Source organism: Enterobacter sp. 22452, assembly GCF_052045065.1.
Classification (GTDB): Bacteria; Pseudomonadota; Gammaproteobacteria; order Enterobacterales; family Enterobacteriaceae; genus Enterobacter; species Enterobacter mori.
This window is the reverse complement of record NZ_JBQEOB010000005.1, coordinates 353,031-371,185: the sequence shown is the minus strand read 5'-3', so window position 1 is coordinate 371,185 and position 18,155 is coordinate 353,031. Positions and strand designations below refer to the sequence as shown.

Genomic DNA, 18,155 nt, shown 5'->3' with positions numbered 1-18,155 from the left:
GGGCAACCCCGTTACGTCAGGGCCAGCACCGCGCGGGCTGTCGTCTCTTCCGTCACCAGGCCATTGATACGGCGGCCCTTCAGTGCGGCATAAATCGCATCGGCTTTCTCTTCTCCTCCGGCCACGCCAACGATGGTGGGCAGCTGCGCCAGTTCATCGAGCGTGACGCCCAGCAGTTCTTTGTGGATCTCCAGCTCCTCGACGCACTCGCCCTCGGCATTGAGGAAGTAGCCGAGAATATCGCCGACCGCCCCTTTGCGGGCGTACATCAGCTGCTCGCCTTCGCTGATATAGCCGGAGCGCAGTATCGTTGCGTCACGACGCTGGTTCACGGAACCAATGCCGACCACCGCCACGTCGGCAGCGGTGGCGGCGAGGATCACGTCCCGCACGCTGGTTTCGCGCTTTAAGATCCCGGCCACCTCGGCAGATGACACGCGAAGCGGGGCGGGGATCATGCTCACGCTGCAGGCCGCATCCAGCTGGCCGATACCGGTCATATACGGCCCCACGCCGCCGGAGAGCGTCACCAGGCGGATCTGCTGCGAGCTGATAAAGCCGCTCAGGTGCTGCAGGCTGCTCATGGTGGTTTCACCAAACCCCACCGCCAGCAGCTGGCCGGGCTCCAGTACGCCCATCAGCGACTGCGCCGCGCCAATGCCCAGCCGCACGTTCATCGGCGGGGTATTCAGGGCTGGCATCACGCGCACCAGCTTCAGGCCAAAGCGCTGCTGTAGCTCGGTTTCCAGCGCCAGGCAGCCCTCGTAGCGGGAGTTGATCTGCACCCGAATCACCCCCGACTGACGGCCCTTCTCCAGCAGGCGGGAGATCTTCAGGCGCGGCAGCCCGAGCCGCTCGCCGATGTCGTTTTGGGTCAGCCCGTCGTGGTAGTAGCACCAGGCCACGCGGGCCACCAGCTCCTCTTCCGCCAGCGCCAGCCCGGCAAACCGTCCTTCTTCCGCAGTGCGTTTATCGCTCATAGTTGAACTCTTATAAAAATTTAGATCATATGTTCGTGATGGCGCGAAGGGAAAATGTGAGCCACGCGACAAAACGGATCTTTTAGATCGTTTCTGGTTTATCTGTATCTCAATCGATAAAACTGTGATCCCTGCACGGTTGTAAATATAGTTCACCGTCTACGCTTTTGAACATTATTAAATCTAAAAATCATTTGTTCAATAGCGGAGCGATGATGACACCACTTCTCGACGCGCGAAATATCAGCAAGCAGTTCTCAGGCGTGCCGGTTCTGAAAGGCATTGATTTCACGCTGCTTGCGGGCCAGGTGCACGCCCTGATGGGCGGGAACGGCGCGGGAAAATCGACGCTGATGAAGATCATCGCCGGGGTGGAAACGCCGGACAGCGGTGAACTTTCTGTCGAGGGGCAGTCATATGCGCGGCTCACGCCCGTGCAGGCGCACAGGTTAGGCATTTACCTGGTGCCGCAGGAGCCGCTGCTGTTCCCCAACCTGACGGTGGGGGAAAACATCCTGTTCCGCCTGCCGCGCGAACGCGATCTGGAAAAGCGGCTGGCGGAGAAGCTCCAGCAGCTGCAGTGCCCACTTAACCTCGACGCCGCCGCCAGCACCCTGGAAGTGGCGGATCAGCAGATGGTGGAGATCCTGCGCGGCCTGATGCGCAACGCCAGGATCCTGATCCTCGACGAACCCACGGCCTCCCTCACGCCGGGTGAAACCGAACGCCTGTTTCGCCAGATCCGCGCCCTGCAGGCACTCGGCGTCGGGATTGTCTTTATCTCGCACAAGCTGCCGGAAATTCGCCAGTTGGCGAGCCACGTCTCGGTGATGCGCGACGGCGCGGTGGTGCTGAGCGGCGAAACCGCGCAGTTTGACGACAGCGCCCTGATCGCCGCCATGACGCCGGTAAGCCGCGATAAATCTCTCAGCGATACGCAAAAGCTGTGGCTGGCGCTGCCGGGCAACCGTCGCACCCAGCCGCAGGATTTCCCGGTGCTGCGGGTGGACGATCTCACCGGGGAAGGGTTTATCGATCTCAGCCTTGAAATCTACGCCGGGGAGATCGTCGGCCTGGCCGGGCTGGTGGGATCCGGGCGCACCGAGTTTGCGGAAACGCTCTACGGTCTGCGGCCTGTGCGCGGCGGCCGCGTCTGGCTGGAGAACCAGGAGATTACCGGCGATCCGGTAAGTTCACGCCTGGAAAAAGGGCTGGTCTACCTGCCGGAAGACAGGCAGGTGTCCGGCCTGTTCCTCGACGCGCCGATCCGCTGGAACACCGTGGCGCTGAACGAACCGTCTCTCTGGCAGCAGCGCAAGCGGGAGTCTGCGGTGGTGGAACGCTATCACCGGGCGCTGGGGATCAAGCTCAACCATGCGGATCAACCCGTGCGCACGCTTTCCGGCGGCAACCAGCAGAAGGTGCTGCTGGCGCGCTGCCTGGAGGCCAATCCTTTACTGCTGATCGTCGATGAACCGACGCGCGGGGTGGACGTCTCGGCGCGCGCCGACATCTACCAGCTGATAAAAAGCGTGGCGGCGCAGAACGTGGCGGTGCTGATGATCTCAAGCGATCTTGACGAGTTCCCGGGCCTTGCGGACCGGGTGCTGGTGATGCATCAGGGCGTGCTCAGCGGCGAGCTGCCGCGTCACGCCGTCAGCCTCGACAAGATGATGGCGCTGGCGTTCGGAGGGCAATCATGAAGACCTTACTCAAAAACCGCGAGCTGAGCGCGTTTCTCGCCATTCTGGCGCTGTTCGCCGTGCTGGTGGCGCTGAACCCGTCTTACTTCAGCCTGCAGACGCTGGGGATGATCTTCGCCAGCGCGCAGATCCTGATCCTGTTGGCCATCGGTGCCGCGCTGGTGATGCTGACCCGCAATATCGACGTGTCCGTTGGCTCTATCGTGGGGCTGTCCGCCATCGCCGTGGGTGTGGCGCTGAACAGCGGCTACAGCCTGCCGGTTTCCATTCTCTTTGCGCTGTCGACTGGCGCGCTGGCCGGGGCGTTCAACGGGTTTCTGGTGGTGGGGCTGCGCATTCCGGCGATTGTCGCCACCCTCGGCACGCTGGGGCTGTACCGCGGGGCGATGCTGCTCTGGACGGGCGGGAAGTGGATTGAAGGACTGCCGCCGGGGCTGAAATCCCTCTCTGAGCCTGCCGCCATCGGCATATCACCGCTCGGCATGCTGGTATTAATTATCGCCGTCGTTGGCGCATGGACGCTGTCGCGTACTGCGTTCGGGCGTGATTTCTACGCGGTGGGGGATAACCTCGCCGCCGCGCGCCAGCTGGGCGTGGCGGTGAACCGCACGCGAATGCTCGCCTTTACCCTGAACGGCATGCTGGCGGCCTGCGCCGGGATTGTCTTTGCCGCGCAGATTGGTTTTGTGCCCAACCAGACCGGCAGCGGGCTGGAGATGAAGGCCATCGCCGCCTGCGTGCTCGGCGGCATTTCGCTGCTGGGCGGCACGGGTACGCTGGTTGGCGCGCTGCTCGGCGCCTTCTTCCTGACCCAAATCGATACCGTGCTGGTGCTGTTCAGGCTCCCGGCGTGGTGGAACGACTTTATCGCCGGGCTGGTGCTGCTGGGCGTGCTGGTGCTCGACGGGCGCCTGCGCCAGGCGCTGGCGCGCCACCAGCGTGCGCTGAAGTATGGCCGCTTCCAGCCGGGTCACAAAGGGGGAAAGCACGCGACTCCTTTTCCAAAACGCAAAAAAGAGGTGGCGTAAATGAGGCTTAACTGGGAAAGCGCGCTGCTCATTTTACTGGTGCTGGAGATCCTGCTCTTTGGCGCCATCAACCCGCGCATGCTTGATATCAACATGCTGCTGTTCAGCACCAGCGACTTCATTTGTATTGGCATCGTGGCGCTGCCGCTCACGCTTGTGATCATCAGCGGCGGGATCGACATCTCCCTCGGCTCGACCATCGGCCTGTGCGCCATTGCGCTGGGCGTGATGATGCAGGCGGGGTGGCCGATGGCGGTCGCCGTTCCATTGACGCTGCTGCTCGGCCTGCTGTGCGGATTATTTAATGCCGCGCTTATTCACTATACCGGCATCAGCCCGTTGGTTATCACTCTCGGCACGCTCTACCTCTACGGTGGCGGCGCGCTGCTGCTCTCCGGCATGGCGGGGGCGACGGGCTACGAGGGCATCGGCGGCTTCCCGGACAGCTTTACCGCGTTCGCTAACCTCACGGTGTTGGGCATGCCGATCCCGCTGGTGCTGTTCGCGGTGATTACGTTTTTCTTCTGGCTGATTACCCATCGCGGGCGCTTTGGTCGTCACTTGTTTTTAATCGGGCAAAACCCGCGCGCGGCGCGCTATGCGGCGCTGTCGGTGAACGGCATGCCCTACGCGCTGTACGGTCTGGTGGGCGTGGCCTCGGCGGTTGCCGCGCTGGTGATGGTCTCCTATTTCGGCTCCGCGCGTTCGGATCTGGGGCGCGATTTGCTGATGCCAGCGCTCACCGCCGCCGTGCTCGGCGGGGCCAATATCTACGGCGGGTCAGGTTCGGTTGTCGGTACGGCGCTGGCGGCACTGCTGGTGGGCTACCTGCAGCAGGGTTTACAGATGGTCGGTATTCCTAACCAGGTGTCGAGCGCGCTGTCAGGGGCGCTGCTGGTTGTGGTGGTGATGGGACGTTCGCTGAGTCTGCACCGCGAGTGGGTGCGTTCTCTCTTTAGAAAACTATCCGGAGCGTAAGATGAAAACAAAACTGATAGTCCTGGCAATGGCCCTCAGCTTCGCCTCGGCGCAGGCGGCGGACCGCATTGCCTTTATCCCGAAGCTGGTGGGCGTGGGCTTCTTCACCAGCGGCGGCAATGGCGCGAAAGAGGCGGGGAAAGATCTTGGCGTGGACGTCACCTACGACGGCCCGACCGAGCCGAGCGTCTCCGGCCAGGTGCAGCTCATCAATAACTTCGTCAACCAGGGCTATAACGCCATTATCGTCTCCGCCGTGTCGCCGGACGGCCTCTGCCCGGCGCTGAAGCGCGCGATGCAGCGCGGGGTCAAGGTCCTGACCTGGGATTCCGACACCAGGCCGGAGTGCCGCAGCATCTATATCAACCAGGGAACGCCGGAGCAGCTCGGCGGCCTGCTGGTGGAGATGGCGGGCAAACAGGTCACCAAACCGAACGCTAAAGTGGCGTTCTTCTACTCCAGCCCGACCGTTACCGACCAGAACCAGTGGGTGAAAGAGGCGAAGGCCAAAATCGAGAAAGATCATCCTCAGTGGCAGGTCGTCACCACCCAGTTTGGCTATAACGATGCCACCAAATCTCTGCAAACCGCCGAAGGGATCTTAAAAGCGTATCCGGATCTGGATGCGATCATCGCCCCGGACGCCAACGCGCTGCCAGCAGCGGCGCAGGCGGCGGAAAACCTGAAGCGCGAAGGGGTGGCGATTGTCGGCTTCAGCACGCCGAACGTGATGCGTCCGTACGTTGAGCGCGGCACGGTAAAAGCCTTCGGCCTGTGGGATGTCGTACAACAGGGAAAAATTGCGGTCAATGTCGCCGATCGCCTGCTGAAAAAAGGCGATCTTAACGTCGGCGACAGCGTGGACGTAAAAGACATCGGCGCGCTGAAGGTCGAGCCGAACAGCGTGCAGGGCTACCAGTATGAGGCGAAGGGCAACGGCATCGTGCTGCTGCCGGAGCGCGTGGTGTTCACCAAAGAGAACATCAGCAAATACGATTTCTGACGGGGGAGCAAATGGCTGATTTAGACGACATCAAAGACGGCAAAGATTTTGGCATCGGCACGCCGCAGCAGAATGTGCCTTACACCCTTAAGGGCTGCGGCTCGCTGGACTGGGGTATGCAGTCCAGGCTTTCGCGCATCTTCAACCCGCAGAGCAACCGCACGGTGATGCTGGCCTTTGACCACGGCTACTTTCAGGGGCCGACCACCGGCCTTGAGCGTATCGATCTCTCTATCGCGCCGCTGTTTGGCGAAACCGACGTGCTGATGTGCACCCGCGGCATCCTCAGGAGCCAGGTGCCTGCTGCGACGAACAAACCGGTGGTGCTGCGCGCCTCGGGGGGTAACTCGATTCTTGGCGAGCTGTCGAACGAGTGCGTGGCGGTGGCGATGGAGGACGCGCTGCGCCTGAACGTCTGCGCGGTGGCGGCACAGGTGTATATCGGAAGCCCGTTCGAGCATCAGTCAATCAACAACATCATCAAGCTTGTTGATGCGGGCGCGCGCTACGGCATGCCGACGCTGGCGGTGACGGGGGTGGGTAAAGAGATGGCGCGGGACGCGCGCTATTTCTCGCTGGCCAGCCGCATCGCCGCCGAAATGGGTGCGCAATTCGTCAAAACCTATTACGTGGACGAGGGCTTTGAAAAAGTGACCGCCAGCTGCCCGGTGCCGATTGTGATCGCCGGAGGCAAAAAGCTGCCGGAGCACGAGGCGCTGGAGATGTGCTGGCGCGCAATCGACCAGGGCGCATCCGGCGTGGACATGGGGCGCAACATCTTCCAGTCCAGCGCGCCGCTCGCCATGCTGAAGGCGGTGAAGAAAGTGGTACACGAGAACATGAGCGCCCGGGACGCGTTCCAGTTCTGGCAGGAAGAGAAACAGGGAGAAGCAAAATGAATGTGACGTTAGTGGAGATCAACATCAAACCCGAACGGGTGGACGAGTTTCTGGAGGTGTTTCGCGCCAACCACGAGGGGGCAATCAAGGAGCCGGGAAACCTGCGATTCGACGTATTGCAGGACCCGCGGGTGAAAACCCGGTTCTTTATTTACGAAGCCTATAAAGACGAGGAGGCAGTGCTGGCGCATAAGCAAACGCCGCACTATCTGGCGTGCGTGGATAAGCTTGAGGAATTGATGTCAGAGCCGCGTAAGAAACGCAGTTTTGTGGGGCTGCTGCCGGAGTAATGGCTTTGCCCGGTGGCGCTAACGCTTACCGGGCCTACGGGGTGCGGGACGGTGCGGTAGGCCGGGTAAGCGTAAGCGCCACCCGGCGTTTTTCAGGCCAGCTCTAATTCCGCAAGGATCGCTGAAAGAGCCTCGCGCGGCTCCCCCTGAACCGCCTGTAACGGAAATGGCAATGCAGGTGCAGCTACTTTTCCCATCATCTCTGCTGCCGCCGCGATAACCCGTAAGCTGCCGTATCGGCGGAACAATTCCCACAGCGGCTCTAACCGTTCTGACTCAGCATTATTTCCCGAACGTGCAATCGCCAGCGCCGCCTGAGGGAACAACCCCGCGAGAACCGAGTACCAGACGTCAAACCCGGCCTGCAGGGCTGAGGCTGCTCGCCAGTCACCGGCGATGCCCAGCGTGACCGTATCCGGAAGATGGGCGCGTACGTGCGAGAGGTCCTCCGGCACGCGACCAAGCTTAATGGATCCCACATTCGGCAGGGCCGCGACGGCAAATAACAATTCATCGCTAAACGTAAAACCGGTCGTGGCGGGATTATCGTAAATGCATAGCGGTACGGAGAGCTGACGGGTCACCGTTTCATAGAGAGTAAACACTTCGTCTTCCGTTAATCGCTGGTACGACACGGGTGCCAGCAGCACGCCGGAGACACCTGCCGTTTGTGCGTCGTCAGCCAGACGCAGGATATCGTCCAGCCGTAGTGCACCGATGCTGACGATGACCGGAATGTTATCAGCATGCGCCACCGCGCAGCGTGCGATCCGGCCGCGCTCTTCAACGGACAGATAGGCATAGCTTCCCGTTGAGCCGAGAATGCCCAGGGAATCCACGCCTGCGTCGACCACGGGGCGCAGAAGATTGATGAAGGACTGCTCGTCAAACGTCCCCTCTTTCAGGGGCGTTAACGGAAAGGCGCTTAATCCGCGAAACATCGTGTTGTCCTCTTATAGTTCCAGCAGTTGAACCTGAGCCTTGGCCCCCGGCATCAGCCGCTTAAGGTTGTTGAGCAGCTCTTCTCCTGCCTCTTCCAGCGCCGCGAGCGGCATCGACGGCAGGCTTTCAAGAATAAACCACATGGTTTGCGCCTGGCTGTCAAGACGCGTCCGTATCCCCTGGCGCCAGTTCCAGCGGCGGCAGGTGACGCCGAGATCGTCGCGCCAGATAACCTCGCCCGGTTCCGGATGTTCCACTACCGGCTGTCCCTCTTTGAGGGTATCAAACGGCTCGCTGCCGTCGGCCAGCGTCAGACGCGGCGCGCCTGAATAAGCCGCGAGATTTTCTCCGCCAACTGGGATCGCGTAGCGAATACTCACCGCGTTATAAATATCCACCACCGGATCCAGCGGCGGCAGCGAGCCGTCTTTCAGCACCCGCTTACGCAGGGCGGATGCCGAGCAGGGCGTGCGTTTCGGTTTCGCGCCAAAGGCTTTAAACACCTCATCCCAGTCTGAAAGGTGTGCGTCAGCCCACGGCACATCGTCATTCAACATCTGCTGGCAGGCCTGCGCCAGCGCGGCGGGCGCAACCTCCGGTTGGGTAATCGGCGCGGCCTCAACCAGAATGCTCAGCGCCCGAAAGCCGGGCGCAATGTCGGCAAGTCGCGAATCTATTGACGGCGTTAAGAGAGACATAAATAATCCTGTATTGACTGTTTTATACCATGGTAGTGACCAATGACTGATAAAGTCAATATAATGACTGCACAGGGTGCCGATGTTGCCCAGGTAAGCCTGGCCGTCGCGAACCGCATACGCAACTGGCGCAAAGAGAAAAAACTGTCGCTGGACGAGCTGTCCCGCCGCGCCAGCGTCAGCAAAGGGATGCTGGTGGAGATCGAAAAGGGCGCAGCCAACCCCAGCATCGCGATTTTATGCAAGCTGGCCGCCGCGCTCGGCATCTCGGTGGCGGATATCGTCAACGTCTCCAGCGAGCCGCTGGTGCACATTATTGAAGAATCGGCGATCCCGGTACTGTGGCAGGGGGCGCAGGGCGGACGTGCCAGGCTGCTGGCGGGCACCGCGGGCCCGGATATGATTGAACTCTGGCAGTGGGAGATGCATCCGGGGGAGTATTTCACCTCGACAGGGCATCCGGCGGGAACCTTTGAGCTGCTGCACGTGAACGAAGGCGTGTTGACGCTGACGGTGGACGAGACGGTTACGCAGGTGAATGCTGGCGCGTCGGCGGTGGCGAAAACCGAAGCGGCGCACGGCTATGCGAACGAAGGGGAGAGCGTACTGCGCTTCACTATGACGGTGGCGGAGTTTCACCGTTAAAAAGCAGCCCGGTGGCGCTACGCTTACCGGGCGAACGTCTTTCAGGAATGATGATTCTGCAACGTAGCGAGCAGACTGTCTGCACTGTATTGTCTGAGGAGTTTTTCATCTCTTGCAGGCAGGTCGCTTTGAAGAAATGCGTCCAGACCCTCGGTATCGACTCCGTTATAAATAAAAATACGGGCAGGATCGTACAGCGCCATCGTTTTAATCGACGCATTGGTGGTGATCAGCTTCTTATTCAGAACCAGTGCTTCCAGTGCGCGGAGTGTTAAACCATTTTGCTCAGGTTTGTTTATTTCCAGCATAATTGAGCAGTGTTTGGCTTTTTTAATATTGTCCAGATAGCTGAGTTTTTTATTCTGACAATTACTGGGATAGTTATCCTGATTATTGTACTTATCCAGCAGGTAAAAATCTGTCTCATAACCGCTATTTTCAAGTACCGGTGTCAGGGTACGAAGAACATCTGCCCGAATGGGTTCATAGCCACCGACAAAAAAGCAGCTTTTATTTTCAGCTGCGCTCTCTTTTTGAAATTGCTGGATTTCTTGCCAGCTAAACGGCAAAAACTGCTCGATAGCACGCAAGTTATAGCGTTCGCAATCAGCAGGATCAAAGCTATAAATAGCATCAAAGACGGGCCGAACGGTCTCGATGTAATCCGCATCCTGCGCCAGTTGCCCAAGAAGACGACGTTTGCGCGTCAGGGCATCCACGGAGTCGCGCAGAATCAACACTTTTTTACATGGCATGCTGGCGACATAATCCAGGAACGGAAAGACGCTGTAGCCATTACAAATCGCGATATCATCCCGTTTGATTGCCGATAATTTAACGGCACAGTGCGTGCGCTTATGCCATTTTTTTAACGCCTCGCCTGGCAGCAGGGCATTGATCGATTTGTAGCGTCGCATAATGCGATTAATTTGCTTTACGGGATGATCCTTAGCAAGCGAGTTAAGCATCATGATTTCGAAAGGATTGACCCATTCCAGGAAAAAATAGCGCATGGTCCCTCAGGAGAAGATAGCCGATATTGCAGGAATGATATCGTATTCTGCCAGACGGGTCATTAAACACCCCCTCCCGCGGAGGGGGTGTCTATATTACGCCTCTTCCACACTCACCCTGAGCGCTGCCAGCGCTTTGCGCGCCGCTTTCAGCACCTGCTCACACTGCTCAATCGTCAGCGTCAGCGGTGGCTCAATGCGGATGGTTTTCGAGTTGTTGAGCGTCCCGGCCACCAGCACCCGCTGGCGGAACATCTCGCTCGCGAAGCTGTAGCCGATTTCGTTGTTGACAAACTCGATTGCCATAAGCATCCCTTTACCGCGCGCCTCCTGCACAAGGTCCGGGTATTCCCGGCCCAACTGGCGGAAGCCGTCCAGCAGCATGTCGCCTTTCTGCTCCGCCTGCGCGGGCAGGTTTTGCTCCAGCAGCACGTTGATGGTCGCCAGCGCCGCCGCACAGGCCAGCGGGTTACCGCCAAAGGTGGTGGTATGCAGGAACGGGTTGTCGAACAGCACCGAGAACACCTCTTCCGTCGCAACCGTCGCGCCAATTGGCATCACGCCGCCGCCGAGCGCCTTCGCCAGGCACAGGATGTCCGGCTGAACGTTTTCATGCTCGCAGGCAAACATCTTGCCGGTGCGCCCCATGCCGGTTTGCACTTCGTCGAGGATCAGCAGCGCGCCAAACTCATCGCACAGCTGACGCACGGCGGGCAGATAGCCCTGCGGAGGCAAGATCACGCCGCCTTCACCCTGGATAGGCTCCAGGATCACCGCTGCCACATCGTCGCCGGTTTTACGGCATTCACTCAGCACGGTGCGCATGGCGTTAATGTCGCCGAACGGCACGTGGCGGAAGCCCGGCAGCAGCGGCATAAACGGTTTGCGGAAGGTGGATTTGGCGGTCGCCGACAGTGCACCCAGGGATTTCCCGTGGAACGCGCCGCTGGTGGCGATAAAGGTGAATTTCCCGCGCGGCGACTGGTACGCTTTGGCGAGTTTAATCGCCGCTTCGACCGATTCCGTGCCGCTGTTGCTAAAGAAGCTGTACTTCAGTTTGCCGGGCGTTAAGGCCGCCAGCGTTTTCGCGAGCATGGCGCGAAGCGGGTCGAGCAGTTCCTGGCTATGGAGAGGTTGTTTCGCAAGTTGATTCTGTACGGCGGAAACCACAACTGGATTACGGTGCCCCACGTTGAAAATACCAAAACCCCCCAGGCAATCGATAAATTCCTGTCCCTGGGTGTCGACAAGCGTGTTCAGACTTCCCGCTTGCCACTCTACGGCTCCGTAATCCCCGCCGGCGGTAACAGATTTGCGATACTCCAGAAAACCAGGATTCACATGCTCTTTAAAGTAATCGATGACCTCTCGGTTAAGTTGTTTCATCTCCTCATGATCGAGCGTTCGCTTCTCAATGAGATTCAGTGCGTGCGCGGTACAGGCAAGAGCCGAGGCGCTGGAAGGTAACCTGTTCAAAATGTGCTCCCGGGGATCGCGTATCACATGATACTGCGTTAAGTATTGCAGGGATTACGCCACTTCAGCGGACTTAACGAAAATCGGGATAAACACCAGGTTAAAATAATATTGCGCAATATTTAATCATGCCGATACCACCCTGATGGGATGAAGGCGGGAGGGGAAAGCGCGATGGATGGGGGTCAATTGCACCGGAGTGGTGCGATAGATGCCACTTAAGTGGGCGTTAATAGATCATGCTTTGCGGGTAATTTCTCTACGAAAGTATTTTAAATCAATCGATTAGAAAAGCGTACAGAAAGTGCGGTTTACCTTAAATTTGCGATCTCGATCGGATTTAACAACTAAAGATAAATTTGTAACCGCCGAAAAAACAATAAACCACAAAATTAACACTCGAATAACCTGCAAGGAATGCCCGCCATGTCCTCTCCATCCTTTGTCACCCAGAATGAATTCCCTCTGGATAGTGACACCACTCTTATGTCGACCACCGATCTCCAGAGCTACATGACCCATGCCAACGACACCTTTGTACAGGTAAGTGGCTATACGCTCCAGGAACTGATGGGACAGCCGCACAACATGGTGCGTCACCCCGACATGCCGAAAGCGGCCTTCGCCGACATGTGGTACACGCTGCAACAGGGGGAACCGTGGAGCGGGATTGTCAAAAACCGCCGCAAAAACGGCGACCACTACTGGGTGCGAGCGAACGCCGTGCCGATGGTGCGCCACGGGAAAATGACCGGCTATATGTCGATTCGCACAAAAGCGACGGCTGAAGAGATTGCGGTCGTGGAGCCTTTATATAAGGCGCTCAATGAAGGCCGTTGTAAAAAACGTATCCATAAAGGGCTGGTGGTGCGCAAAGGCTGGCTCGGGAAGTTACCGGCTATGCCGCTGCGCTGGCGGGTTCGTAGCGTCATGGCGGCGCTGTTTGCGGTGATGGCTGCCACGCTGGCGTTAACCTCTGCGGGGTGGCCATCGCTGGTGGCTGCTGCCGTCGTGATGGTCGTCGGGACGATGCTGTTCGAGCAGCAGATTGTCCGACCGGTGGAAAATGTCACGCGTCAGGCGCTGAAGGTCGCGACCGGTGAGCGTAACAGCGTGCAGCACCTGAACCGCAGCGACGAGCTGGGGCTGACGCTGCGCGCGATCGGACAGCTGGGGCTGATGTGTCGCTGGTTAATCAATGATGTATCAAGCCAGGTGGTGAGCGTGCGCGATGGCAGCGATAAGCTGGCGCAGGGGAATGACGATCTCAACGACCGCACGCGTCAGACCGTCACCAATGTGCAGCAGACCGTGGCGACGATGAATCAAATGGCCGCCTCGGTACAAAGCAACTCTGAAACCGCTGCCGAAGTCGATAAGCTCTCCGTGGCGGCCAGCAACGCGGCGACCAAAGGCGGAAATGCGATGCAGACGGTGGTGAAAACCATGGATGATATTGCTGACAGTACCCAGCGGATCGGCTCGATCACTTCGCTTATCAATGACATCGCTTTCCAGACCAATATTCTGGCGCTGAACGCGGCAGTGGAAGCGGCACGGGCAGGCGAACAGGGCAAAGGCTTTGCGGTCGTGGCCGGTGAGGTTCGTCATCTCGCCAGCCGCAGCGCCAGTGCGGCCAACGATATCCGTAAGCTGATTGACGCCAGCGCCAGCAAGGTACAGTCCGGCTCCGATCAGGTTCACGCGGCAGGCCGCACAATGGATGACATTGTTGAGCAGGTGAAAAACGTCACGCAGCTTATTGCTCAGATTAGCCACGCCACGTCTGAACAGGCTACCGGACTGTCCGAGTTAACCCGGGCCGTTGCCGAACTGGACAGTATCACGCAGAAAAATGCGGACCTGGTAGAGGAGAGCGCGCAGATCTCCGCCATGGTGAAGCACCGTGCGGGACGTCTCAAAGATGCCGTGACCGTGCTCCATTGAGCCAGTAATGTTCCAGAAAAGCCGTTTATGCCACCAGGTCTAAACGGCGTTTTAATGTGATTATTTTTAATGTTTATTGTTAATGTGATATTAAATAACTAAAAAAATCCGCTCAGTTATTTATGCCTGCCTAAGTCAGTTTTCCCCGATGCTATTTCAGAAATGCCCTCTGTGGTGGTTACACAACGATCGATGCGCCAAAATTAATAGACTGTACCTATCCATTGTGATGGTTATGAAATAAAAAAACGATCAAAGTCATAAAGTTAGCGCGTTCGTTACCGATAACGGTGATCGTCTGAGAAATAATCACATCGATGGAGTAAATATGTTCTTACATGACGTAAAGATCGGCACGAAATTATTTCTGGCGTTTGGGTTCTTTATTGTTCTGATGATCGTCAGTGCGAGTGTCTCATTGCTGAGCCTGAATCGGGCGAACAACGGGATGCAGACTATCATTACCCACGATTATCCAACCACGGTAAAAGCCAACCAGCTAATCGACAACTTCCAGGAATTTATAAGCACGCAGCAGCTTATGCTGCTGGACGAGCAGGGCACCTACACGGGGCAATCTCAGCAGCGTCTGAAAGAGATCAGCGAGCACATTACGGTGATCCTGGGCGAGCTGAGCAACGCGTTGCAGGATCAGAAATCTCAGCAGGTACTGGCGGATATCCGCAGCGTGCGCCAGCAGTATCTGGACTCGCGCTACCGCATTTTGCAGGCGGTGCAGAACAACAACCGTGCGGGCGCTATCCAGGAGATGATGACCAACACCCTCACCGTGCAGCAGGCTTACAAAGCGAAAGTGCAGGCGCTGATCGCCATCCAAAACAACGAGATGCAGAGCGCGGGCGCGCAGGTGGACGGTGATTTCCGAACCAACCGCATGCTGCTGCTCCTGATCACGCTCTTCAGCGTGGCGGTGGGCAGCCTGATTGGCTGGTTTATCGTGCGCTCCATTACCCGTCCGCTGGGCGAAGCGGTGAGCTTTGCCGAAGCCATTGCCGATGGCGATCTGACCGGCAGCATTGCGTCTCACGGTAAAGACGAAACCGGCCTGTTGTTGCATGCGCTGATGGAGATGAAAACCCGTCTGCTGGAGATTGTGCAGCAGGTGCAAACCGGCTCGGAAAACATCTCCAGCGCCGCCGCACAGATTGTCGCAGGCAACCAGGATCTGGCCGCGCGCACCGAAGAGCAGGCCAGTTCCGTCGAGCAGACGGCAGCCTCGATGGAGCAGATCACCGCGACGGTGAAAAACACCGCGTCGCACACCGGGGAAGCGACCACCCTCTCTGCCGATGCCGCGACGGTGGTGAAAAACAACGGTGAGATGATGAAACAGGTGACCAGCAAAATGCGCCTGATTAACGAAACATCCAATCGGATGTCCGACATTATCGACCTGATCGACGCCATTGCCTTCCAGACCAATATTCTGGCGCTTAACGCGGCGGTCGAGGCGGCACGTGCGGGAGAGCACGGCCGTGGCTTTGCGGTGGTCGCGGGCGAAGTGCGCCAGCTGGCGCAGAAGAGCGCCTCTTCGGCGAGTGAAATCCGCCAGCTGATTGAAAGTTCCACCAGCCAGACTCAGGACGGGATGAACCTGGTGGAAAAAGCCAGCGGACTGATCAACGGGATGGTCGGCAACGTGGAGGAGATGGACGTGATCCTGCGTGAGATCCGTCAGGCCAGCCATGAGCAGACGGAAGGCATCTCGCAAATCAACAGCGCGATTGGCCTGATTGACGCCACCACCCAGCAGAACTCCGCGCTGGTGGAGGAGTCCGTTGCGGCGGCGGCATCGCTGAATGAGCAGGCGATGCACCTGAAAGAGCTGGTAAAAGTGTTCCGCGTGAGCGAGCGCGCGCTGGCTTAATCCAGCTGGGAGATCTCCAGCGCCGCGCGGTCGATCACCCCGACGATCTGCTTGAGCTGCGCGTCGCTGAGTTCTCCCTGATTCACCTTCAGGTCCAGCACCGCTTTGAAGTTTTCCAGCGCCCGCTTCATCTGCGGGTTTTTACGCAGCTGGAAGCCGACGCTGCGCGCTTTGATGCGCACCTGGATCTGTTCCAGCTGTTCCCGGTTTTCATCCAGCCAGTTTTGTCCTTCAGCGGTTATCGCAATTTTCTTGCGGCCGTTCTCTTCTTCCGTAATGGTGATAAACGTCTGATCCTGCAGATAATCCAGGGTTGGGTAGATCACGCCCGGGCTCGGCGTGTAGTTCCCCTGCGTCAGGTTCTCGATCTCTTTGATCAGCTCATAACCGTGACTGGCATTGCGGGTCAGGATATCCAGGATCACCAGCCGCAGATCGCCGTGGCCGAAAAAGCGCGGTCGGCGTCCGCCGCCTTCATGTTCGTGTCGCATAGTGACTCTCTTAATTTGATATATCTAAACTATATCTTAGATATATTCAGATGCAATCTAAAAGATCTTGCATTCCTGGTTAATAGCAATCATTATCATTAAAAATCAATTTCGATATATCGTATTCACCTGAGAAGGGCATAAAAATGACATCAACCCGTTACCCTCAACGTGTCCGCAATGACCTGCGCTTTCGCGAGCTGAACGTGCTCCGCGTCGAGCGCGTCAGCGCTGGCTTCCAGCGCGTTGTGCTCGGCGGCGAGGCGCTGGAGGGCTTTAGCTCCCGCGGCTTCGACGACCACACCAAGGTCTTTTTCCCGGCACCGGGCACGACCTTTGTTCCGCCCGTTGTCACCGATGAAGGCATCGACTGGGGCGACGGCGTGCGCCCGCAGGCGCGTGACTATACGCCCCTGTTCGATGAGGAGAAGAATGAGCTGGTGCTGGATTTCTTCGTTCATGATGGCGGCGTTGCCAGCAACTGGGCGGTAGCGGCCAAACCTGGCGACAAACTCACTATCGGTGGGCCGCGCGGATCGCTGGTGGTGCCGGAAGATTACGCCTGGCAGCTGTACGTGTGTGATGAATCCGGGATGCCCGCGCTGCGCCGCCGTTTAGAAGGCATCGCCAAACTGCCGGTACGCCCGGACGTTCATGCTGTCGTGACCGTGGGTGACGGATCTTATAAGGACTATCTGGCGCACCTGAGTGAATTCAACCTCACCTGGATTGTGGGCCACAACCCGCAGGCGGTGGCCGATCATCTGGCGACGCTGGCCGTGCCCGAAGAGGACTACTTTATCTGGCTGACCGGGGAAGGGAAGGTGGTGAAAAACCTGAGCCGCCAGTTTGAAATCGACGCGATTGACCAGCAACTGGTGCGTGCCAGCGCATACTGGCACGCTAAATAGTCAGGCTGCGGACTCCAGCTGCGCTTCGCTCACCTGATGTTCGAGCGAGGCGCGGACCTCATGCAGCGCCTTCTCCTGCTGGGCAAAGTAGGCTTCCATATTGTTCAGCGACGACACCAGCAGCCAGGATTCTTCTTTCTCCAGCTCCGCCAGCTCGTTCACTAAGGTGTCGATTTGCTCGCGAACCTGCGCCATTTTTTTGCGGATACGCTCCAGATCGTTCAGCCTGTCGCTCGCCATCATTGGCTCAAAGCCCTGCTGCAGGCGTGCCACCAGTGAACGGATCGCTTTTACATCCCCGCGCTGTTTGGCCTGGTTAAGCTGCACCATCATGGTGTTAGCTTCTTCTTTCAGATCGTCTGCCACCAGATCCGGGTGGCACAGCTTGCTCGCCTGACGCCACAGGCGTTTCAGCTCGTTCCGATCCTCTTCCGAGAGATCTTTCCCTTTGCGCAGACGCACTTCGGCATCGTGATGCTGCTCGCGATACTTCTCGTACTCTTCGTTAGCCTCATCGCGCGCCTGGCGCGCGGGCTCTTCTTCACGCGTTAAGCCGCTCTCAAGTTCCAGCGCTTCGGCCAGAAGATTGGCAATCAGGTTGCTTTGCTGCTGCAGCTGTTTACGCGCCTCGGCAGCCTGTACGGAATCGGCCGGGAGATCGCGCCAGCGCTGGGTGAGCGTTGCCAGCACCTCTACCGCCTGCGCCATATAGCGCTGACAACGGCGATAATCTTCTTCGCGACGACGCGCCTCCGCCTGCTGACGACGCAGGTTTAGCTCCGCCAGCGTTTTACGCAGGGCGAGGATCTGCTGCATCAGCGGCCCGAGACGGGAGAAATAGAGATCGTTGAACTCATCGAGCTGCTGCACGCGGGCGTTGCGGCGGTCAATCAGATCGCGCAGACGCTCTTCCAGCGCCTTCAGCTCCAGCTTGCTGGCGGCCACCTGCGGGTCACGCCACGGGGTCACGGCGCGCTGGCCCTGCAGCCACGCGGTGATGGCCCTGATGGCTGCGGTGTAGTTCTTATTCTCAAGCGCCACGACGATTGCCTGTAGCTCCTCGTCAAACGCTTCATTTTTCAGCCGCGTCAGCTGGCTCTGGATGATGTCGTCATCTTCCAGTTCGATGGCATTTTTTATGATTTCTAGCCGTTTGATCGGTGTGCTCATGATGCCTTTCGCTTTGGCGCTTAAGTATTTGAGTTAAGGTTAGTTGTTGTAAAAGCTACAGGAAATAATACACACGGATGATGATCGGCGCGA

General features: G+C 58.3%; 17 protein-coding genes. 10 read left to right on the top strand and 7 right to left on the bottom strand.

Going from position 1 to position 18,155, the window contains the following annotated elements; all coding sequences use genetic code 11:
* Window positions 1-11: 11 nt before the first annotated feature.
* Window positions 12-980 (bottom strand): transcriptional regulator LsrR, encoded by a 969-nt coding sequence (gene lsrR, locus ACTJJA_RS16805; protein ID WP_010435856.1) that lies wholly within the window; start codon window positions 978-980, stop codon window positions 12-14.
* A 215-nt stretch (window positions 981-1,195) separates the two neighbouring features.
* Here lsrR and lsrA point away from each other — a divergent pair, with 215 nt between their 5' ends.
* The 6 genes from lsrA to lsrG are packed head-to-tail and all read left to right on the top strand — an operon-like array spanning window position 1,196 to window position 6,881.
* Window positions 1,196-2,683 (top strand): autoinducer 2 ABC transporter ATP-binding protein LsrA, encoded by a 1,488-nt coding sequence (lsrA, locus tag ACTJJA_RS16800; RefSeq protein WP_440668785.1) that lies wholly within the window; start codon window positions 1,196-1,198, stop codon window positions 2,681-2,683.
* Window positions 2,680-3,711, top strand: coding sequence for an autoinducer 2 ABC transporter permease LsrC (lsrC, locus tag ACTJJA_RS16795; RefSeq protein WP_440668727.1), 1,032 nt, complete (start codon window positions 2,680-2,682; stop codon window positions 3,709-3,711). The genes lsrA and lsrC overlap by 4 nt, the downstream gene beginning before the upstream one ends.
* Window positions 3,712-4,689: an autoinducer 2 ABC transporter permease LsrD gene (lsrD, locus tag ACTJJA_RS16790; RefSeq protein ID WP_063432331.1), complete on the top strand. Its 978-nt coding sequence runs from the start codon at window positions 3,712-3,714 to the stop codon at window positions 4,687-4,689. It abuts the gene before it with no gap.
* Window position 4,690: 1 nt separating this feature from the next.
* Window positions 4,691-5,692 carry an autoinducer 2 ABC transporter substrate-binding protein LsrB gene (gene lsrB / locus ACTJJA_RS16785; protein ID WP_440668726.1) on the top strand — a complete coding sequence of 334 codons (1,002 nt, stop codon included), beginning with the start codon at window positions 4,691-4,693 and terminating at the stop codon, window positions 5,690-5,692.
* Window positions 5,693-5,703: 11 nt separating this feature from the next.
* The gene (gene lsrF, locus ACTJJA_RS16780; protein WP_421511072.1) at window positions 5,704-6,591 is read left to right on the top strand and encodes a 3-hydroxy-5-phosphonooxypentane-2,4-dione thiolase; all 888 of its coding nucleotides are present in this window, start codon (window positions 5,704-5,706) and stop codon (window positions 6,589-6,591) included.
* Complete coding sequence (gene lsrG / locus ACTJJA_RS16775; RefSeq protein ID WP_003862606.1) at window positions 6,588-6,881, top strand: (4S)-4-hydroxy-5-phosphonooxypentane-2,3-dione isomerase; 294 nt, start codon at window positions 6,588-6,590, stop codon at window positions 6,879-6,881. Before lsrF ends, lsrG begins: the two co-directional genes overlap by 4 nt.
* A 92-nt stretch (window positions 6,882-6,973) precedes the next feature.
* Here lsrG and ACTJJA_RS16770 read toward each other — a convergent pair whose 3' ends face one another.
* Window positions 6,974-7,822 carry a dihydrodipicolinate synthase family protein gene (locus ACTJJA_RS16770; RefSeq protein ID WP_440668725.1) on the bottom strand — a complete coding sequence of 283 codons (849 nt, stop codon included), beginning with the start codon at window positions 7,820-7,822 and terminating at the stop codon, window positions 6,974-6,976.
* A 12-nt stretch (window positions 7,823-7,834) separates the two neighbouring features.
* Window positions 7,835-8,521 (bottom strand): B3/B4 domain-containing protein, encoded by a 687-nt coding sequence (locus ACTJJA_RS16765; RefSeq protein WP_440668724.1) that lies wholly within the window; start codon window positions 8,519-8,521, stop codon window positions 7,835-7,837.
* Window positions 8,522-8,563: 42 nt separating this feature from the next.
* Between ACTJJA_RS16765 and ACTJJA_RS16760 the strand changes: the two genes are divergently transcribed.
* Window positions 8,564-9,166 carry a helix-turn-helix domain-containing protein gene (locus ACTJJA_RS16760; protein WP_440668723.1) on the top strand — a complete coding sequence of 201 codons (603 nt, stop codon included), beginning with the start codon at window positions 8,564-8,566 and terminating at the stop codon, window positions 9,164-9,166.
* 41 nt (window positions 9,167-9,207) lie between these two features.
* Here the strand turns inward: ACTJJA_RS16760 and ACTJJA_RS16755 are convergent, their stop codons facing one another.
* Together ACTJJA_RS16755 and ygjG are read right to left on the bottom strand one after the other, a co-directional pair.
* On the bottom strand, window positions 9,208-10,179 hold the full coding sequence (locus ACTJJA_RS16755; RefSeq protein ID WP_148400532.1) for a hypothetical protein: 972 nt from the start codon (window positions 10,177-10,179) through the stop codon (window positions 9,208-9,210).
* Window positions 10,180-10,275: 96 nt separating this feature from the next.
* Complete coding sequence (gene ygjG / locus ACTJJA_RS16750; RefSeq protein ID WP_440668722.1) at window positions 10,276-11,655, bottom strand: putrescine aminotransferase; 1,380 nt, start codon at window positions 11,653-11,655, stop codon at window positions 10,276-10,278.
* 426 nt (window positions 11,656-12,081) lie between these two features.
* Between ygjG and ACTJJA_RS16745 the strand changes: the two genes are divergently transcribed.
* Both ACTJJA_RS16745 and ACTJJA_RS16740 read left to right on the top strand, forming a co-directional pair.
* Complete coding sequence (locus ACTJJA_RS16745; protein ID WP_440668721.1) at window positions 12,082-13,602, top strand: methyl-accepting chemotaxis protein; 1,521 nt, start codon at window positions 12,082-12,084, stop codon at window positions 13,600-13,602.
* Between the two features lie 328 nt (window positions 13,603-13,930).
* Window positions 13,931-15,490, top strand: coding sequence for a methyl-accepting chemotaxis protein (locus tag ACTJJA_RS16740; protein WP_440668720.1), 1,560 nt, complete (start codon window positions 13,931-13,933; stop codon window positions 15,488-15,490).
* On the opposite strand, the gene ACTJJA_RS16735 is transcribed toward ACTJJA_RS16740, so the two are convergent.
* Entirely contained in the window at window positions 15,487-15,981 is a 495-nt protein-coding gene (locus ACTJJA_RS16735; RefSeq protein ID WP_218400243.1) for a PadR family transcriptional regulator, read from the bottom strand. The two genes, ACTJJA_RS16740 and ACTJJA_RS16735, sit on opposite strands and share 4 nt — an antisense overlap.
* A 146-nt stretch (window positions 15,982-16,127) precedes the next feature.
* On the opposite strand from ACTJJA_RS16735, the gene ACTJJA_RS16730 reads away from it, so the two are divergent.
* The gene (locus tag ACTJJA_RS16730; protein ID WP_440668719.1) at window positions 16,128-16,892 is read left to right on the top strand and encodes a siderophore-interacting protein; all 765 of its coding nucleotides are present in this window, start codon (window positions 16,128-16,130) and stop codon (window positions 16,890-16,892) included.
* On the opposite strand, the gene ACTJJA_RS16725 is transcribed toward ACTJJA_RS16730, so the two are convergent.
* Window positions 16,893-18,062, bottom strand: a complete 1,170-nt coding sequence (locus ACTJJA_RS16725; protein WP_010435825.1) for a DNA repair ATPase — start codon at window positions 18,060-18,062, stop codon at window positions 16,893-16,895.
* Between the last annotated feature and the right edge of the window lie 93 nt (window positions 18,063-18,155).

Bases quoted from the DNA above. Each gene is read 5' to 3' on its own strand.
- lsrR (WP_010435856.1), bottom strand. From the start codon at position 980: ATGAGCGATAAACGCACTGCGGAAGAAGGACGGTTTGCCGGGCTGGCG.
- lsrA (WP_440668785.1), top strand. From the start codon at position 1,196: ATGACACCACTTCTCGACGCGCGAAATATCAGCAAGCAGTTCTCAGGC.
- lsrC (WP_440668727.1), top strand. From the start codon at position 2,680: ATGAAGACCTTACTCAAAAACCGCGAGCTGAGCGCGTTTCTCGCCATT.
- lsrD (WP_063432331.1), top strand. From the start codon at position 3,712: ATGAGGCTTAACTGGGAAAGCGCGCTGCTCATTTTACTGGTGCTGGAG.
- lsrB (WP_440668726.1), top strand. From the start codon at position 4,691: ATGAAAACAAAACTGATAGTCCTGGCAATGGCCCTCAGCTTCGCCTCG.
- lsrF (WP_421511072.1), top strand. From the start codon at position 5,704: ATGGCTGATTTAGACGACATCAAAGACGGCAAAGATTTTGGCATCGGC.
- lsrG (WP_003862606.1), top strand. From the start codon at position 6,588: ATGAATGTGACGTTAGTGGAGATCAACATCAAACCCGAACGGGTGGAC.
- ACTJJA_RS16770 (WP_440668725.1), bottom strand. From the start codon at position 7,822: ATGTTTCGCGGATTAAGCGCCTTTCCGTTAACGCCCCTGAAAGAGGGG.
- ACTJJA_RS16765 (WP_440668724.1), bottom strand. From the start codon at position 8,521: ATGTCTCTCTTAACGCCGTCAATAGATTCGCGACTTGCCGACATTGCG.
- ACTJJA_RS16760 (WP_440668723.1), top strand. From the start codon at position 8,564: ATGACTGATAAAGTCAATATAATGACTGCACAGGGTGCCGATGTTGCC.
- ACTJJA_RS16755 (WP_148400532.1), bottom strand. From the start codon at position 10,179: ATGCGCTATTTTTTCCTGGAATGGGTCAATCCTTTCGAAATCATGATG.
- ACTJJA_RS16745 (WP_440668721.1), top strand. From the start codon at position 12,082: ATGTCCTCTCCATCCTTTGTCACCCAGAATGAATTCCCTCTGGATAGT.
- ACTJJA_RS16740 (WP_440668720.1), top strand. From the start codon at position 13,931: ATGTTCTTACATGACGTAAAGATCGGCACGAAATTATTTCTGGCGTTT.
- ACTJJA_RS16735 (WP_218400243.1), bottom strand. From the start codon at position 15,981: ATGCGACACGAACATGAAGGCGGCGGACGCCGACCGCGCTTTTTCGGC.
- ACTJJA_RS16730 (WP_440668719.1), top strand. From the start codon at position 16,128: ATGACATCAACCCGTTACCCTCAACGTGTCCGCAATGACCTGCGCTTT.
- ACTJJA_RS16725 (WP_010435825.1), bottom strand. From the start codon at position 18,062: ATGAGCACACCGATCAAACGGCTAGAAATCATAAAAAATGCCATCGAA.